This is a genomic window from Streptomyces sp. NPDC056231, assembly GCF_048270745.1.
Taxonomy (GTDB): domain Bacteria; phylum Actinomycetota; class Actinomycetes; order Streptomycetales; family Streptomycetaceae; genus Streptomyces.
Genome location: NZ_JBLVKW010000114.1, coordinates 1 through 17,028 on the forward strand (window position 1 = coordinate 1; position 17,028 = coordinate 17,028).

15 protein-coding genes and 1 pseudogene are annotated in these 17,028 nt (G+C 69.4%); 5 read left to right on the forward strand and 11 right to left on the reverse strand.

The genetic code is table 11. From position 1 onward, the window contains the following. Positions 1-485: 485 nt before the first annotated feature. Complete coding sequence (locus ACNPQM_RS40465) at positions 486-641, reverse strand: hypothetical protein (protein ID WP_418087884.1); 156 nt, start codon at positions 639-641, stop codon at positions 486-488. Positions 642-848: 207 nt separating this feature from the next. Here ACNPQM_RS40465 and ACNPQM_RS40470 point away from each other — a divergent pair, with 207 nt between their 5' ends. Then, positions 849-1,013 carry an integrase gene (locus ACNPQM_RS40470; protein ID WP_418087885.1) on the forward strand — a complete coding sequence of 55 codons (165 nt, stop codon included), beginning with the start codon at positions 849-851 and terminating at the stop codon, positions 1,011-1,013. 162 nt (positions 1,014-1,175) lie between these two features. Here ACNPQM_RS40470 and ACNPQM_RS40475 read toward each other — a convergent pair whose 3' ends face one another. The 7 genes from ACNPQM_RS40475 to ACNPQM_RS40505 all read right to left on the reverse strand — a co-directional run bounded on the left by ACNPQM_RS40475 (position 1,176) and on the right by ACNPQM_RS40505 (position 12,205). Then, positions 1,176-2,699 (reverse strand): aldehyde dehydrogenase family protein, encoded by a 1,524-nt coding sequence (locus ACNPQM_RS40475; RefSeq protein ID WP_418087886.1) that lies wholly within the window; start codon positions 2,697-2,699, stop codon positions 1,176-1,178. Between the two features lie 103 nt (positions 2,700-2,802). Further along, positions 2,803-4,053: a GAF domain-containing protein gene (locus tag ACNPQM_RS40480; RefSeq protein ID WP_418087887.1), complete on the reverse strand. Its 1,251-nt coding sequence runs from the start codon at positions 4,051-4,053 to the stop codon at positions 2,803-2,805. A 98-nt stretch (positions 4,054-4,151) separates the two neighbouring features. Continuing rightward, entirely contained in the window at positions 4,152-4,745 is a 594-nt protein-coding gene (locus tag ACNPQM_RS40485) for an N-acetylmuramoyl-L-alanine amidase (RefSeq protein ID WP_418087888.1), read from the reverse strand. Next, the gene (locus tag ACNPQM_RS40490; protein ID WP_418087889.1) at positions 4,745-5,812 is read right to left on the reverse strand and encodes an acetamidase/formamidase family protein; all 1,068 of its coding nucleotides are present in this window, start codon (positions 5,810-5,812) and stop codon (positions 4,745-4,747) included. Before ACNPQM_RS40490 ends, ACNPQM_RS40485 begins: the two co-directional genes overlap by 1 nt. Then, positions 5,809-7,296, reverse strand: a complete 1,488-nt coding sequence (locus tag ACNPQM_RS40495; RefSeq protein WP_418087890.1) for an APC family permease — start codon at positions 7,294-7,296, stop codon at positions 5,809-5,811. Before ACNPQM_RS40495 ends, ACNPQM_RS40490 begins: the two co-directional genes overlap by 4 nt. 644 nt (positions 7,297-7,940) lie before the next feature. Next, on the reverse strand, positions 7,941-9,317 hold the full coding sequence (locus ACNPQM_RS40500; RefSeq protein ID WP_418087891.1) for an SWF or SNF family helicase: 1,377 nt from the start codon (positions 9,315-9,317) through the stop codon (positions 7,941-7,943). Then, a complete protein-coding gene (locus ACNPQM_RS40505) occupies positions 9,314-12,205 on the reverse strand; it encodes a DEAD/DEAH box helicase (RefSeq protein ID WP_418087892.1) in 2,892 nt (963 codons plus the stop codon). The genes ACNPQM_RS40500 and ACNPQM_RS40505 overlap by 4 nt, the downstream gene beginning before the upstream one ends. A gap of 267 nt (positions 12,206-12,472) precedes the next feature. On the opposite strand from ACNPQM_RS40505, the gene ACNPQM_RS40510 reads away from it, so the two are divergent. The 3 genes from ACNPQM_RS40510 (at position 12,473) to ACNPQM_RS40520 (ending at position 14,435) form a co-directional block, all read left to right on the forward strand. Further along, the gene (locus ACNPQM_RS40510) at positions 12,473-13,597 is read left to right on the forward strand and encodes an acyl-CoA desaturase (RefSeq protein ID WP_418087893.1); all 1,125 of its coding nucleotides are present in this window, start codon (positions 12,473-12,475) and stop codon (positions 13,595-13,597) included. 96 nt (positions 13,598-13,693) lie between these two features. Further along, the gene (locus ACNPQM_RS40515; RefSeq protein ID WP_266977895.1) at positions 13,694-13,876 is read left to right on the forward strand and encodes a hypothetical protein; all 183 of its coding nucleotides are present in this window, start codon (positions 13,694-13,696) and stop codon (positions 13,874-13,876) included. A 16-nt stretch (positions 13,877-13,892) separates the two neighbouring features. Beyond that, a complete protein-coding gene (locus tag ACNPQM_RS40520) occupies positions 13,893-14,435 on the forward strand; it encodes an MOSC domain-containing protein (RefSeq protein ID WP_358861954.1) in 543 nt (180 codons plus the stop codon). A 119-nt stretch (positions 14,436-14,554) separates the two neighbouring features. Here ACNPQM_RS40520 and ACNPQM_RS40525 read toward each other — a convergent pair whose 3' ends face one another. Next, positions 14,555-15,409, reverse strand: coding sequence for a hypothetical protein (locus ACNPQM_RS40525; protein ID WP_418087896.1), 855 nt, complete (start codon positions 15,407-15,409; stop codon positions 14,555-14,557). A 118-nt stretch (positions 15,410-15,527) separates the two neighbouring features. Next, the gene (locus ACNPQM_RS40530; RefSeq protein WP_418087894.1) at positions 15,528-15,836 is read right to left on the reverse strand and encodes a hypothetical protein; all 309 of its coding nucleotides are present in this window, start codon (positions 15,834-15,836) and stop codon (positions 15,528-15,530) included. A gap of 108 nt (positions 15,837-15,944) precedes the next feature. On the opposite strand from ACNPQM_RS40530, the pseudogene ACNPQM_RS40535 reads away from it, so the two are divergent. Further along, positions 15,945-16,061, forward strand: a pseudogene (locus ACNPQM_RS40535) (DUF2236 domain-containing protein); the annotation flags it as partial. Here the strand turns inward: ACNPQM_RS40535 and ACNPQM_RS40540 are convergent. Further along, a complete protein-coding gene (locus ACNPQM_RS40540) occupies positions 16,010-16,849 on the reverse strand; it encodes a transposase (RefSeq protein ID WP_418087895.1) in 840 nt (279 codons plus the stop codon). The pseudogene ACNPQM_RS40535 and the gene ACNPQM_RS40540 overlap by 52 nt on opposite strands. Positions 16,850-17,028: the final 179 nt, after the last annotated feature.

A 17,028-nucleotide genomic window follows, 5' to 3' on the forward strand; every position in this document is an offset into this window, starting at 1 on the left:
AACGCCGAGTACAAGCAGTGGCGGCCCCTGCAGCGGTTCACCGGCCGCCGCGAGACCTACACGGAGACCCACCTCGCCATCGTCGGACTGGTCTCTGACCGCTCCGCCCGCAGGCCCACGCGACGCAAGCCCGGCACCGAACTCGTGCTCGCCCGGCAGGCCGCCTGCTGATCACCCACCAACCGACCCGTCAGGCGAACATGCCCGACCTCAATCGCTCCCAAGGTCGTTAGCCACCCGAGCGACTTAGTACCGCAATCCTCCACTAAGGGCCTGTCGATTTTCTACGGGTTGCTTCCGAGTCTTCGGATCGTTGATGTGGTATTGGGCGTTTTGATGAGTTGATCGGCCCGTTGCGGGTGAAGTTGGAGGCGGTGACGCCGCATTTGGACGAGCGTCAGCGTCGGCTGTTGTTCGGGGCGGAGGCCAGGATGCTCGGTCATGGCGGGATCGCCGCCGTAGCGAAGGCGGGGGCGCACCACGCCTCATGTCGTGGGGACGGTCATGCGGCGCGCGTGGAGCCGCTCGTAGAACGGCAGGGGATAGGCGAAGTGCCCCGCGAGAACGGGGTCGTTGTCGACCGTTCGGGTATACGCCGGTTCGGTGCGGGTGAAGCCGTTGGGGTGTTGGCCAGGAAACACACCAGAGGATGGAAGGCGAGGGCATGTCCGGGCGGCTGCGGCCCGGGAATGCCGGAGCCAACACGGCCGCGGACCACATCGCGGTTCTGAACGACGTGGGCGCGGGCCCGGGAGCACGCCCTGACTCGTACCGAGCGGACTTCTTGCCTGGCCAAGCGACCTTACGATCTCCGGTACGCCGGGATCTCGTTCTGGCTCTACTCCGGAGTGGACCCGGCCGAATGCGCCCGCCGCGCCGGTCAGAGCATCGAGGTTCTCTTTCGCCACTGCGCCAAGTTCCTCGACGGCCTTCGAGAGCAGGCGAACCGCCTCATCGAGCAGTCCATGAACGAGTGGCAGCGCGTCAATCAAGGTGACGCACCCGAGGGCTGAACTGGAGGTTTGGTCCGTGACTGGTCCGGAAGCACTGGTCGGGAGGGGTACAGCAGTGGGAGGAAATGGGAGTTAGCACGCAAGCCGGGCTCGATCGAGAGCGGGCTGAGTGAAAGGCGCCTGACGGGTGAAAGCCCAGGTCAGGCGCCTTTTCTCGTGCGTCTAGAAGAAGCCCAGCTTCTTCGGCGAGTACGACACCAGAAGATTCTTCGTCTGCTGATAGTGCTCAAGCATCATCTTGTGGTTCTCCCTGCCGATACCGGACTGCTTGTAACCGCCGAAGGCTGCGTGAGCCGGGTACGCGTGGTAGCAGTTCGTCCAGACCCGGCCCGCCTGGATCGACCGGCCCGCCCGGTACGCGGTGTTGATGTCCCGGGTCCAGACGCCCGCCCCGAGCCCGTACAGCGTGTCGTTCGCGGTTCTGATCGCGTCGTCGAAGTCCGAGAAGGAGGTCACGGCGACGACCGGGCCGAAGATCTCCTCCTGGAAGACCCGCATCCGGTTGTCGCCCTCGAAGATCGTTGGCTGGACGTAGTAGCCGCCCGCCAGTTCTCCGTCGTACTCCATCCGCTGTCCGCCCGAGAGGACCTTCGCGCCCTCCTGCTGGCCGACGTCCAGGTACGAAAGGATTTTCTGCAGCTGGTCGTTGGAGGCCTGGGCGCCGATCATCGTGTCCGTGTCCAGCGGGTGGCCGGCCACGATCTTCTCGGTGCGGGCGATGCCCGCCTCCAGGAACTCGCTGTAGTGCCCGCGCTGGATCAGCGCCCGCGACGGACAGGTGCAGACCTCACCCTGGTTCAGGGCGAACATGGTGAACCCTTCGAGGGCCTTGTCGCGGAAGTCGTCGTCGGCCGACCAGACGTCGTCGAAGAAGATGTTCGGGGACTTGCCGCCCAGTTCCAGCGTCACCGGCTTGATGTTCTCGGAGGCGTACTGCATGATCAGCCGCCCCGTCGTGGTCTCGCCGGTGAAGGCGATCTTTGCGACGCGCGGGCTGGATGCGAGAGGCTTGCCCGCCTCCGCGCCGAAGCCGTTGACGATGTTGACGACACCCGGCGGCAGCAGATCGGCGACCAGGCTCAGCCACACATGAATCGAGGCCGGGGTCTGCTCCGCAGGCTTGAGGACCACCGCGTTGCCCGCGGCGAGCGCCGGGGCGAGTTTCCACGTCGCCATCAGGATCGGGAAGTTCCACGGGATGATCTGGGCGACCACGCCGAGCGGCTCGTGGAAGTGATACGCGACGGTGTCGTCGTCGATCTGGCTGAGTGAGCCCTCCTGGGCGCGCAACGCGCCCGCGAAGTAACGGAAGTGGTCGATCGCGAGCGGGATGTCGGCGGCCAGGGTTTCCCGTACCGGCTTGCCGTTGTCCCAGCTCTCGGCGACCGCCAGCTCCTCCAGGTGCGCCTCCATCCGGTCCGCGATCCGGTTGAGGACCGAGGCGCGATCACCGGCTGCGGTGGCGCCCCAGGCAGGGGCGGCGGCGTGGGCCGCGTCCAGGGCGCGTTCGACGTCCTCGGCGGTGCCGCGGGCGACCTCGGTGAACGGGCGCCCGTTGACGGGGCTCGGGTTCTCGAAGTACTGGCCGAGGGCCGGCGGGACGTACGCGCCGCCGATCCAGTGGTCGTAGCGGGACTCGTACGAGACGATGGCGTCCTCGGTGCCCGGCGCAGCGTAACGGGTCATCTCTGTGGCCTCCCGGATTCGGTGCCGCCCGGCGTTGGACGGCCCTCGCTGCGAGGCTAGGGACGGGAACGTTGCAACCTTGTTGCGTCGGACAGCAGAGGTGTCAGCGCTGTTCGGCGTCGAGCGTGCGGGCCCTTGCCTGCAGCGCCGGCCGCTGCCCGGGAGGTGCCGCCGCGGCGAGCGCCTGCCACACCGGCAGGTCGTCCTCGCCCCAGGGGCTGTACGCCCAGTCCGCCAGTAGTCCCGGATCGCCGCGCGCGATCAGCGAGGACCGCAGTTGATCGTCGAGACGGCGCCGCAGCCGGACGACGGACGGTGCCTGCGAGCCGGGCAGCAGCGGCCCCGCATACGCGCTGAGCGCCGCCGCCAAGGCACCGGACGCCAGTCTGCGCGCCACGCCGTCGAAGTCGGCGTCGACCGGAGCGGCGAACCGGTAGGGGCGGGAAAGCAGCAGTTCGGGGCCGACCAGCCTTCGCAACCGGGAGAGTTCGGCCCGCAGCGTCACCGGGGTCACCGACTCGTCCTCGTACAGCTCGACGAGCAGTTCGTCGCCTCCGAGGCCCTCCGGGTGACGGGCGAGTGCCACCAGGATCTCGCTGTGACGCCTGCTGAGCCGGATCTTGCGGCCGCCCGCGACGAGCAGGGCCTCGTCCCGGCCGAGCGCGCTCAGCTGTACGGACTCCGCGGTTGGTTCGGGTGCGAGCAGGGCGAGCTGGGACTCGGCGGCGCGCGCCACCGCCTGGACGAAGGCCAGGCTGTGCGGATGGGCGAGCCGGTTGCCGCCGGTGATGTCGACGGCGCCCAGCACCCGTCCCGTGTGCGGGTCGTGCAATGGCGCCGCGGCGCAGGTCCACTGCTGGACCGGGCGAAGGAAGTGCTCGGCGGCGAATACCTGGACCGGACGGTCCACGGCGATCGCAGTCCCCGGCGCGTTCGTCCCGGCCACGGACTCGGACCAGCAGGCACCTTCCACGAAATTCATCCGGCCGGCGCGTCGGCGGGTCGTCGCGTGCCCTTCGACCCAGAGCAGTCGGCCGTGCGCGTCACACACCGCGAGGAGATGCTCGCCGTCCGTCGCGTACGCACCCATCAGTTCACGGATCACCGGCATGGCGCGGGCGAGGGGATGGCCCTCCCGGTACGGTCCGAGTTCGTCAGGGTCCAGCTCGACCCGCGCCGCACCGTCCGGGCTGACGCGAGCCCGCGCGGAGCGCCGCCACGACTCGCCGACCACGGTGCGTACCGGGCGTTCCAGCCGTCCCGCGGTGGTGAACACCTCGTGTGCGTGGCGCAGTTCCCCGAGCCGTTCGCCGGGGTTCGTGTCGGTGGTCAGCGCCACCCAGGGGTCCGTCAACTCACTCTCCCGTCCGGGGGACTCGTGCCCCCTCATCGTCGTCGCAGCCGGGCTGTGCGACAACCTCGGTGCGGAGAGTAATCGGACCCGCCGTGCGGTCAGCCGGTGCTGTAGAGGTTGACGAGGCGGATGTAGCGCACCCAGTCCCAGTTGGGGCCGGGATCCGTGTGGTCGGTGCCCGGGACCTGGGCGTGACCGAGAATGTGCGCGCGGTCCTTGGGGATGCCGTAGCGGTCGCACACCGACGCGGTCAGCAGGGCGGACTGCTCGTACAGGGCGTTGGTGAAGTACGCCGGCTGGTCGACCCAGCCCTCGTGCTCGATGCCGACGCTACGGGTGTTGTAGTCCCAATTGCCGGCATGCCAGGCGATGTTCTGCTCCCGTACGCACTGTGCGACGTACCCGTCCCCCGAACGCACCACATAGTGCGCGGAGACCTGCTTCGCCGGATTCTGGAAGATGCCGATCGTGTCCGAGAACATCTCCTGCGTGACATGGATGATCACGTATTGCACCGGATAGGCCGAAGGGCGCGTCGACTTCGTGTAGTTCGACGTGGACGCGGGCGTCCAGTGCGCGAGCGGGTAGTCGGTGCTGCCCGCCGCAGCTGAAGCCATGGCGCGGGTGGAAGCCGGAAGCAGTGCCGCCGCGGTGGTCGCCGCGGCGCCCTGGAGAATCCTTCTGCGGTGCATCAACGCTCCTGTGGGGGGAGGGGGTGGGGAGGCGGTGTACGGGGTGCGGAGTCAGGGGTGGGGAGCAGGGTAGCGGTCTCACGGAGGTGCCGGTGCAGTCCACGATGAGTGTCGCCCGCGGGCAGCCACTCCTTGCGAATCTTCGCCACGCAGGTGTAGTTGGTGTCGCATACGTTCGCCAGCGGTGCTTCGCCGGCCTGGCTGACCAGTTGGTACGCGTCGAGCTCGGAAAGCCGGTAGTCGCGTGCCAGCCACTGCACCAGGTCCAACTGCGAGATGCGGAAGGCATCTTCGAGAGGGCGAGCCGAACCGGTCGAGATGAGATGGGTGTCCGACTCGATCCGCGGCCATGGCGTCGCCACTCCCTTCAGCAGCTCGACCAGGACCACGGTGTTCATCGCGCACTCCACTGCGACCCCACAGGTCTCGCCCTCGCCCTGGCGGGCGTGTCCGTCGCCCAGACTCAGCAGCGCGCCCTCGACATTGACGCCCAGATAGCAGGTGACCCCGGCTCGCATCTCGGGCGTGTCCATGTTCCCGCCGTGCGCGTCGGGAACCAGCGCGGACCGTACCTCCAGATTGGCCGGAGCCACCCCGACCGTGCCGTGCATCGGATCCATCGGCAGCTCGACCTGGATGTCGCTGTCCCGGGCGCTGAACAGGCAGGTGCGGCGGTCCCGGTCCAGCTGCCACATCCACACCACCTCCGGCAGCGGGGCCTGCAACGATGCCGTCGTATGCGTGGAGGTCAGGGCCCCGAACAGCGGCACGGTCGTGGACGCCGCCCAGTCCCTGGCCGGTTCGATCGACACGAAATGCACCGCGACGGTGTCGCCCGGCTCCGCCCCCACCACATGGAAAGGACCGGTCTGCGGGTTGAGGAACGGGAACTCGCAGACGGCGGAGACCAGGTCCTTCTCCGAGCGCACCCGGCCCGCGAAGCAGTCCTCCGTGTACACATCGAGGAAGGTGCCGGGCTCGACCCGGGCCACCGGCGCCACACCGCCGAAGGTCCAGGCGTACTCGCCCTCCTTGGGGCGCACGGTCAGGATCCGCGGGTCGCTCATCGCTGTTCTGCTCCTGTTCCGATGTCGACGACGGCCTCCGGGACCTCGTCCAGATGGATCCGTCCGGTCTGGGCCACCCGCTCCGGATGTCTGCGTACCAGCACCACCAGTACAACGACGCCGGTGAGTATCCAGACACCGACGACCGGGCCGGCGTATGAGACGGGGGCGCTGAGCTCCGAGACGAAGTCGAAGGCCGGGATCCCGGCGGCTGTCAGCAGCGCCGGTATGAACGCCGCGATGCCCAGTACTGGGAAGAGAAGATGAAGTACGGGGTTGAACGCCTCGCGACGGCGGCGCAGGAAGTACCCGGCGCAGGCCAGGTTGACGACGATGTACACGCCGATGATCACGGTGACGATGACCGTTGCCAGGAGGACGAACGCAGTCACCGGGTCATAGCCGAAGCCGAGCCCGAGGGCCGCGCCGACCGCGATCACGAACTGCACGGCCACACCGGTGACGGGCGAGCGGCGGCGCGGATGGAGCCGCGCGAACGCCTGTGGGAAGACGCCGATACGGCCGAGCGCGAAGGCCGTGCGCGTCGACACGTTCGCGCACGCATTGGCATTGGCCACGGTCGAGTTGACAACGGCGAGAAAGAGCAGGACCCAGAACAGCCCGAACGAAGCACGTGCCACTCCTTCCCATGACGCCGCCCCCGAGGAGCCGAACCCGGCGAACCGGTCGGGCCCGAAGTACACGGACATGGCGTATGTCGTGAGGATGTACACCAGGCCGATCGACAGCGCGGCGCCGAGTACTGCTCGTCGCATGGTGTGCCGCGGGTTCTTCGTCTCCTCGGCGAGCGGCGCCGCCGCCTCGAAGCCCGCGAACGCCAGCACGGTGTAGACCGAGCCGGCGAAGATCCCGCTGATCCCGTCGAAGCCGTCCGCGGTGTGCGACGTACCGAAAACCGACAGAGTGTTGTCCGAACCGGCTTTCCCGATCAGCAGCACCGCGAATGCGACGAAGACCAGCACCTCGAAGATGCCGAGGACGGTGCCGAATCGGGCGGATGCCCGTACCCCGAAGTAGCCGGCGAGTGCGATGATCACCGCACCCAGCAGCGACCACGGCCACCACAGGTCCGCCGGGTAGGACGACCACTCCTGGTGCAGCGTGCCCGCCGTGGTGAAGCCGAGCTGCAGCAACAGCAGTGGCGGCACCAGCGCCTCGACGAAGGCATAGCCCCAGCCGACGAGGAAGCCGACCGTTGGATGCAGGCCCTGCGCGGAGTATGTGGCGACCGAACCGGCCGCGGGCAGATGGCGGGCCAGCTCCGCGACACACGACGCGGTGAACAGACAGGCCACCAGGGCCACCAGCACGGACAGCGGCAGACTACCGCCGGCGAACGCGGCTCCCGAAGGTATGGATGCGGCGATGGCGGCGGCGGGCGCCATCGCCGTGATGCTCTGGAAAAGAACTTCGCGCAGCCCTACGGCGTCGCGCAACAGCCCCGAACCCGATTCCCCCGACACCCCGTGACCCCCTCTGGTCCGCTGACCGGAATGCGTAGTCCGATGTACGGCCGAGCGTCTCGCGCGCCCTACCGTACGGGTGCCGCCCGAGTGGTGGAAGACGGTAGGAGGGTGAAAATCGTTAGAAGGAGCGGAAGTTGGGGGTTCGGGGTGTGAGGAAGGCAGGTCAGCCGTGCAGAGGGCGCGACGACTCGACAGCCGTCAGCGATGTCTCGATTCCGTTGTCGCCGAGCCCGGTACGCCCGACGCGGTGCGGCAAGGTGTGGCCTCGCCGACCCCTGTATGGAGTTCGAGATCGAGGTGTACGCACGCAGGACGACCGCCTGACCGCCCGCACAATGGTCAGCAACCGCTGCGTGGGCGTCGGCGTCTCCTCCTCCGCCGCCACTACGCAGACGCCCGATCAAGTACCCGATCCCCGGGCCGAAGAACCAGCGGGCCGGCGACACGGCGGCGTCCGATCACGACTAGGGCGTGTGTCGGAAGTCCCGCCTGCCCGGCGACGCCTGGCACGCACGCTCGCCGCGTTGTCGGGGTCGTCCAAGTACGTCCAGTACGAGGACGACCCTCCGCCTTGCGATCGCACGCACCAGACGCCGCCGGGCCCACCCTTCGGGCGGACGGCGGGACTTCCGACACACGCCCTAGGTCACTGACCCGCCCGCCAGAATTTGACCGTCGCCGAGCGCGCCCGCCAGCACCGCCGCCGGATCGTCGCCCGCCGGGCCCGCCGGGTTCCAGCGACCACGTTCCTTGCGGTACGGCCACCAGCGCCCGTCCCGTCCGTACCGAAGCTGTACGCCGTCACCCGTAACGGTCCAGCGGTTGCCCGCCGCCCGCAACTGCGGGCGCTCGCCGTCCTCCCACGCCTCGGCGAGCCGGGCACGGGCCCTGGCGAGGGACTCCGGATCGGGGGCCCATTCCTCGTCGAGCACTGCGAGCGCGGCCGCCCCGCCGTAACCCCAGGCTCGCACCGCCGCGTCGAGTTCGGCCCGCTGCCGCCCCGATCCGGTGCTCAGTCGTGTCACGATCCCCGGCTCGGGACGGGCGTCGACGACCAGCCGTACCGCGTCCTGTCCAGGCGTCAACTCGTGCTGCACCGGCTGCTGTTCGTGGCCCGGCGCAAGGGCGTCCGCCAGCATCCGGTAGGCGCGTACCGCACTGTCCGTCACCAGGACCTCCAGTGCCGCCGGGTCGAGACCGGGCTCCGGTTCGGTCTCCGTGCGCAGCGACGGGGCGGGACCGGGCTCCGCGGGCAGCGGCGGGGGAGCGGGCAGTGGCGGCAGGATGTCCCGCGCGGCAAACGTCTCGTCCGCCCGTACGCCGCGCACTCGACGATCCTCCGCGGCGGAGGACTGCGCGGGTTCCCGTTCCGCGGCACGGACCGCGATCCGCACCTGGAGATCGTCGAGCAGCCGCCGTTCACCGCGCCCGCGCATGAGCAGGAGTACGAACGGGTCCTGGTCCAGCAGCCGCGCGACCTGGTAGCAGAGGGCGGCGGAGTGCGGACAGTGGTCCCATGCCTCGCACGTGCACTCAGGCTCCAGGTCTCCGATGCCCGGCAGCAGATCGACTCCGGCCGCCGCCGCGTCCTCCACCAGATGCGGTGGCATCTCCCGGTCGAGCAGTGCGGCGATGTGCCCGGCCCGGTCGGCGGCCATGTCCAGGAGCCGGTCCCACTCCTCCTCGCTCAGCTGCTGAAGCAGCACATCGCTGCGGTACGCGGTCGAGTCCCAGTCCTGGACGACCGCGGTGATCCGACCGGGCTGTACGGAGACCGCGCCGACCCGCCCCTCGCGGGCGAACCGGCGCCCCTGCTTGACCTGATTGCCGTCCAACGCCGTGTCCTCCAGGGCCTTCAGCCATGCCCGGCCCCACCAGGACTCGGCGAAACCGCGGCCTCGCGCCGGCGGTAGGGCGGCGAAGGTTCGTTCCTGTTCGGGTGCCGACTCCTCATCGGCGATGTCGTCTGATTCGTGCCCGTCGATCCTGTATGCGTCGTTCTCGTAGCCGTCATTCATCGCGCGCCCCCTCGCAACTCCACCAGATCCGCCAGTTCGGCGTCGGTCAGTTCTGTCAGCGCCGCCTCGCCGGAACCGAGTACCGCATCCGCGAGGCCCTGTTTGCGGGCCAGCATGTCGGCGATCCGGTCCTCGATCGTTCCCTCGGTGATCAGGCGGTGCACCTGTACCGGCTGGGTCTGCCCGATGCGGTATGCGCGGTCGGTGGCCTGTGCTTCCACCGCCGGGTTCCACCAGCGGTCGAAGTGCACGACATGGCCGGCCCGGGTGAGGTTGAGCCCTGTGCCCGCCGCTTTCAGAGACAGCAGGAAGACGGGGGCTTCGCCGGCCTGGAACCGGTCCACCATGGCCTCGCGTTCGGCGATCGGCGTGCCGCCGTGCAGGAACTGAGTACGCACCCCGCGCGCCGCCAGATGCTGTTCGAGCAGCCGTGCCATCTGTACGTACTGGGTGAACACCAGCACGCTCGCATCCTCCGCCAGGATCGTGTCGAGCAGTTCGTCCAGGAGCTCCAGCTTTCCCGAACGGTCGGCGATCCTCGGCCGCTCCTCCTTGAGGTACTGCGCCGGGTGGTTGCAGATCTGTTTCAGCGCCGTCAGCAGTTTCACTACCAGGCCGCGCCGGGCGAACCCGTCCGCGCCGGAGATCTCGGCCAGGGTCTCCCGTACCACCGCCTCGTACAGACCGGTCTGTTCCGCCGTCAGTGACACCGCACGGTCCGTCTCCGTCTTCGGTGGCAGTTCCGGAGCGATGCCCGGATCGGACTTGCGCCGCCGCAGCAGGAATGGCCGGACCAGCGCGGCGAGCCGTTCGGCCGCCGCCGGGTCGCTGCCGTCCTCCACGGCCCGCGCGTACCGGGTACGGAACGTGCCGAGGCGGCCCAGCAGCCCGGGCGTCGTCCAGTCGAGGATCGCCCACAGTTCGGAGAGGTTGTTCTCCACCGGGGTGCCGGTGAGTGCCACCCGGGCTCGCGCACCGATGGTCCGCAGCTGCTTCGCGGTCGCCGAGTACGGGTTCTTGACGTGCTGTGCCTCGTCGGCGACCACCATGGACCATCCGGCCTCGGCGAGCCTCGCCGCGTCGAGCCGCATCGTGCCGTACGTGGTGAGCACGAACTCGCCGTCCACCAGGCCCTCCAGGCTGCGGGACGCGCCGTGGAAGCGCCGCACCGGCGTGCCGGGGGCGAACTTCTCGATCTCCCGTTGCCAGTTGCCCATCAGCGAGGCCGGGCAGATCACCAGGGTCGGTCCGGCCGCCTCGTCGAGGCTCTGCCGGTGCAGATGCAGGGCGATGAGCGTGATGGTCTTGCCCAGACCCATGTCGTCGGCCAGACAGCCGCCGAGGCCCAGCGAGGTCATGGTGTGCAGCCAGTTCAGACCGCGCAGCTGATAGTCCCGCAACGTCGCGGCGAGTGCGGTCGGCTGACCGATCGTCTGCCGCTCGCCCGACTCGGGTTCGGCGAGCCTGGACCGCAGCCGGGCGAGCCAGCCGGTCGCCTGTACGTCGACCCTGCGGCCGTCTACCTCGGTGGAACCGGTCAGTGCGGCGCCGAGCGCGTCGATCGGGGTGACCTTGCGGTCCTGCGCCTCGCGGGTGCGTCGCGCCTCCTCGGGGTCGATGAGTACCCACTGGTCGCGTAGCCGGACGATCGGCCTGCTGGCCTCGGCCAGGCGGTCCAGTTCGGCGCGGCTCAGCTTCTGGTCGCCGAGTGCGAACCGCCAGTTGAACGCCAGCAGCGCGTCGGCGGACAGGAACGACGGGACGTCCGACGCGGACCTCCCGTTGCGGGATTCGCCGTCGCCGCCGTTCTCGTCGTCCGGCGGGCCGATCACCGCGCGTGCGGTGAGAGTACGGGTGAGCTCCTTGGGCCAGTGCACCTGGACCCCGGTCGCGGCGAGCGCCCGTGCGGCAGGGCCGAGCAGTTCGGTGATCTCTTCGTCGGCCGGATCGACGGAATCCGGTACGGCGGCCGACAGAAGCGGGGCCAGCGGCGGCCAGGCGCGGGCGGCGCGACGCAGCGCGAGGAGGGCGTCCATCCGGGCCCGAGGGCCGAACACCGCCGCGGTCGGTGCGTTGCCCGCCCAGACGTCGGCGGCGTCGGCGACCAGCGTCGGATCGCTGACGCTGTGGATCTGCAGGACCGCACGGAACGACGGCCCGGCACCCGGCTCGGTGTCCTCGTCGTGCACCCTGGGAGGACCGGTGAGCTCGATACGCAGCGAGAGCCGCACTCCCGCGTCGTGCCCGGCCGCGACATCAGCGGCCCAGCCGCGACGGTCCGGCAGCCGCTGCGGCGTGTCGACGGCGAACGCCGGGCTGCCGGTGGCGAACACCGCTGCGGGCGTGCGCGGCAGGCCGTCCGCGACCGCGTCCAGGAATGCGCGCAGCAGCCGCTCCGGCTCCGGCAGCAGCACAGGCTCGGCGTCCTCGTCGAGCGGCACCGCATGGGCGGTGGGAGGCATCGAAGCCGCGAGGTCACGGATCCGGTCGAGATCGGTGGCAGCCAGGGGGCCGGTCCGCCAGGCGTCGTGGTCCGTCGCGCTCAGCCCCGGCAGCAGCAGTCCGCGGGCGGCGAGTTGGAGGGCGAGGAGTGCGGCAGCGCCCCAGAACGCCGCCGCCGGATGGGAGTGCGTGGCTGCCCGCGCGCGGGTCAGAACGGGCAGGGAGTCGCGTACGGGCAGCAGCAGAGCCGGAACACGGTATGGGCGGGCATCGGCCCCGACGACGGTCAGTTCCCCGACCGTCCCCGGGGCGTCGGGCGGGCTGCTGCCGTCTGGATGGCAGAAGGCGACCCGGCCGGTGCGGGCGGGGTCCGAGGGCAGGAAGACGACGGAGCAGCGGGAAAGCGCGGAGATCTCGGCGGGGGACGGCGCGGGAAGCCTGTGCACGGCGATGTCGGATTCCTCAAATTTGACTAGTGGATGCCAAGATCGCCGAGGGTACTCCACGGCAGCGTTGTGCGGGAGCCCGATCGCTGTGATCCATGTCACTTCCACGGAGGCCTGTGGGCTGTCGGGTGTAGCCAGCACCCCCCTGTGGGGAGGGGGCTGCCCCCCGGAATCCCGGGTGGTGGCGCCATGGTTGGCGTGTGGCCTCCGCCCGTACGTTTCAACAGGTCAGAGCAGGTTGCTAGCCACCCAGAGACCGGAGAAGCCATGCCCGAGGCCGTAGTCACCGTCGTGGACCGCACCCGCGGCCGCGCCCGCAGTGCGGGCAGTGCCAACGGAGTGCGAGACGCCCCAGGCACCGGAACTGCCGCACCGGCGGGATTCGAGCGCGGCGCCGGAGCTTCCGGGAGCGACTTCGCGCCTCTCCTGCGGGCCGTCAAGGCACACGGACTCCTGAAGCAGCGCACCGGTTGGTACGCGGCACGCATCGCGGTCAACCTCCTCGCCCTGGGCGCCGTGACGACCGGCCTGGCCCTCCTCGGCAACACCTGGTGGACCCTGCTGCTCGCCCTGCCCCTGGCGCTGTTCTGGGCCCGCACCGCGTTCCTTGGCCACGACGCCGGACACGCCCAGATCACCGGGGACCGAAAGGCGAGCCGGATCATCGGCCTGATCCACGCCAATCTGCTCCTCGGCATGAACGAGGCCTGGTGGAACGACAAACACGTACGCCACCACGCCAACCCCAACCACATCGACAAGGACCCGGACGTCGGCGTCGGCGCCCTCGTCTGGACCCAGAAGCAGGCGGCCCAGCGCCAGGGCTTCGCCCGCTGGCTGACCCGTAACCAGGCCCGGCTGTTCTTCCCGATGCTGCTCCTCGAAGGCATCGCCCTCAAGATCTCCGGCTTCCAGTACCTGCGGCAGCAGCCGGCCCGTGAGCGGGCCCTCCCGGCAGCCCTCCTCGTCACTCACCTCGCGCTGTACGCGACGCTGCTCCTCACCGTCATGTCTCCCGGCAAGGCCGTCGTCTTCGCACTCGTGCACCATGCACTCTTCGGGCTCCACCTGGGCATGGCCTTCGCGCCGAACCACAAGGGCATGGAGATGCCCGATCCCGACGGCGACCGTTGGGGGCATCTCCAGCGGCAGGTCCTCACCTCGCGCAACGTGCGCGGCGCCGCCCTCACCGACTGGTTCCTCGGCGGGCTCAACTACCAGATCGAGCACCACCTCTTCCCGAGCATGCCCCGCCCCCATCTGCGCCGGGCGCAGCCCCTGGTGCGCGCCCACTGCGAGGCGCTCGGCATGCCGTACGCGGAGACTGGACTCATCGAGTCCTATCGACAGGCGCTGCAGCACATGCACGAGGTCGGCGAACCGCTGCGGTGACCTGGCGGGAGGCCCGCCGCTGTGGGCCGGAACCGATGGGCACCCACAGGCGTTCTCACAGCAGGAGCGGCGTGAGCCGCGTAGGAGGCGTGGACGATGTCGAACAGCGCAAAGATTGCCATCGGGGGAGTTGTCGCGGCAGTCATCCTGATGCCGTTCATCGGATTCTGGCTGTCGCTGCTGGTGCTGATCGGAGTGCCGACGGTGGCCTACCTGATGCTGGATCCCTCCCAGCGGCGCAGGCTCCGTAGGATCACCCGTAAGGAAATAGGCCGCTGAAAGGGGTTCTTCATAGATGAGCGGGACCGTCACCGTGGTGAGCAGTAGCGGGGTTTACTCATTCACCAAGCCGAACCGCCAGTCCCTCACCCTGCTGACCGGACTCGGAGTGGAGGGAGATGTTCATGCGGGGGTCACGGTGAAACACCGTTCCCGCGTCGCACAGGACCCCACCCAGCCGAATCTGCGCCAGGTTCATCTCATCCACGAGGAACTCTTCGACGAGCTGCGTGCAGAGGGCTTCGAGGTCGCCCCTGGTGACCTCGGGGAGAACGTCACCACGCGTGGCGTCGATCTCCTCGAGCTGCCTGTAGGCACGCTGCTGCACCTCGGCGGCGAGGCCGTCGTCGAGGTCACCGGCCTGCGCAACCCGTGCCGGCAGATCGACACCTTTCAGGAAGGGCTGCTCAAGCAGGTCGTCGGCCGTGACGAGGCGGGCAACATCGTGCGCAAGGCCGGGATCATGAGCATCGTCAGGACCGGCGGGGTGGTCCGGCCCGGCGACCCGGTCACGGTCGAACTGCCCGCCGAACCGCACCGCCGGCTGGAGCGTGTGTAGCGGCCGACGGAGCCCCCGGCTCAACCACAGGCCGGCTCGCGACTCGGCGGCGCAGGCCGTGACGGAGCAGGCGCTGCGAGCGCCGTCGGCCTCGGCGGCCGTGGCGTGGGCGCCGGGACTCAGGCCGGTCGCACGGCGAGCGCGTCGAGTGCCTTCAGCAGACCGGGCAGCTCCGCCCCGCGGCCGACCGGCAGGACCTCGCCGGGTTCCTCGTCCAGCAGGATGAACGCGATGTCGTCGGTCCGGGCGACCAGGGACCAGCCGGGGCCGTCGGCTCGCAGCGTGCGGGCGTCACCGGGGGCGAACGAGGAGCGGATACGTCCGATCGGCGGCGGGCTGTCCACGTACGCATGAGCTTCTGCCAGCGCGCGACGGACACCGGGATGGACGCCGGCGGACACGGCGACGCCGGCCGGGCGCTCTTCATCGGTATCGGCACTGCCCGCGGCGTCCGGACCCGCGAACGCCGTGGCGTCGTCGATCTGCTCGCGCCACGCCGCCCACTGCAACGCGATCTCGTCGGCGCCCAGCCGCCGCTGCGGAGGCCCCCATGACTCTGTGTCGGGAGGGCTCAGCGGCGGCAGATCGGTTCCCTCGGCCTCCGGGTCCGGCAGCGGATCGTGCGGCGCCGGCACCCCCGGCGTGGCAACCGCCAGCGCCAGTGGCCAGCCAGGGAGCGCGCAGACCACCGAACGGTCGTCGGGGGAGAGGTCGTACTCCATACCGCAGTCCCAGGAGGCGATCGCGACGGCAACCAGGGACACGTCATCCACGACGACGGTCCACCGGGCCCCGCCGTCGTCCTGCCCGAGGACCAGCCCGTAGCCCTCGGCGTACGGTTCGAGGCCGAGTGCCGTGCAGGCCGCCGGGTAGTCGTCCCCGAGCACGCTCGGGAACTGCGCGGGTGTCAGCAGCACCGCGGTCAGCACATACAGTGCGTCCTCGTCGGCGACTGTGTCGTCCGTCCCGGCCACAGCACCCTCCTCGTCCTTCGTCGTCTTCCGTCGGCGCACCTTAACCAGTGGGTAACGCGGCCGTCGAGGCCCTGACAAGGAAGGACCCACCGCGCCGTCGGCGAGCAGACGGCGCGGTTCAGTCGGCGGGGAGACCGAGCAGCGTACGGGCCACGGTCTGCGGCGATTGGCCGGTCTCCCGCGCCAGCGCGGTGACCGCCCGGCAGGCCAGTTCGTTCACCCCGAAGGAGAGCGCCTCGGGTGACACCCAGCCGCTCGCTTCGTCCATCCGGTCGTGGTCGTCGTCCACGCAAGCCGAGACATAGGTGGCGGCCGCGTCGAACAGATTGTGCTGTTTGCGCTGCCGTTCCTCGCGCGGCGGCGCGGGCCGTTCACCCTTCCGGCCGGGTGACACTGCCTTCCGCAGACTGCTGAGCATGTCGATCATGGGGACTGCCTTCCGGGGAGCCGTGCACGCGTGGTGCGGTCGTACATACTTACGGTCTTCCCCTTCCGCATAGAGTTTGACCTTCGACCGAGGAACTGGGGCAACGCGGTGAAGCGATACGACCGGCTGAAGGAGATCAGGCGGCTCGATCCGGAGCGGGACTTCCTGGAGATCTACCGGCTCACGGCCACGTACGAGTTCCCCTGGGACATCACCCGTGCGCTCGGGACCATCTCCTGAGATGCCGCCGGAACTCGTACGAGTAGCCGCGGGTCGATCTTGCCCTCTACCAGCAGCGGAGGCAGCGGGTACAGGGCTGGCAGCGGAGCGCTCTCGCGCTCCGAGAGCGCGTCCATAGCCCTCTCGAAGAGGCCGGAGGCCATCCACCGCTGATAGCGGGTCGTCAGGCCCGTGGTCTTGCCGTACTCCTCCGGAAGCTCCTTCCAGGCCATGCCCGTACGGGCCTTGAGGAGTACCGCCTCCAGCACCGTGCGGTGCGGCAGCCGGTCCCGCCGGTTGCGGACGTCGGCGCCCTCGAAGAGGGGGCGAACGATGTCCCATGCCGCGTCGTCCAGGACCGGAACGCAGCGGCTGCGCTGCCGGAACCACGCTGTCAGCGTGTCGTCTGCCCGAACCTTCTTCGGAACCCCGCCGGTCAACGTGACCTTGAGGTCCAGCAAATCGCAGACCTCGGCCTTCTCCTGCGGAGTCATCTCCCGCATGCGAGTGCGGGCCACTTCGGCAAGGGCCTGGAGATCGTGGGCCCGCTGCTGGGCAAGCTCGCTCTCCTGCTGCCAAGCCACAGCCTCCGTGCGGAGCTTGACCAGTTCCGCTCGCTCATCTTCCAAAGCCTGGGTGGCCTTGGCGATGGCCTCGGGGGACTGGCCGCCCTTCGCGGCCACGATCAACATGGCCGCGATCGCGTTGTCCTGACCCTCAATCTTCTTGTCCAGGTCGGCGATGTGCTCGGCGTGGTTCTCCTTCTGCCCGGTGGCCATTGCGAGCCAATCCATCCGTGATCTTGCGTGGGTCTCCCCGGCTTCAGCCGGGGAGGGAAACGCATCCTCGGTCCGGAGGCGCGAAGCGCCGGAGTTCGTTGCGTTGTCAGTGGCCTGCACTATGTTGATCACGACAGCCGAAGGGGGGTGGGCCGGATGATCCGTGCGTACAAGTTCCTCATGCGGCCCACTGC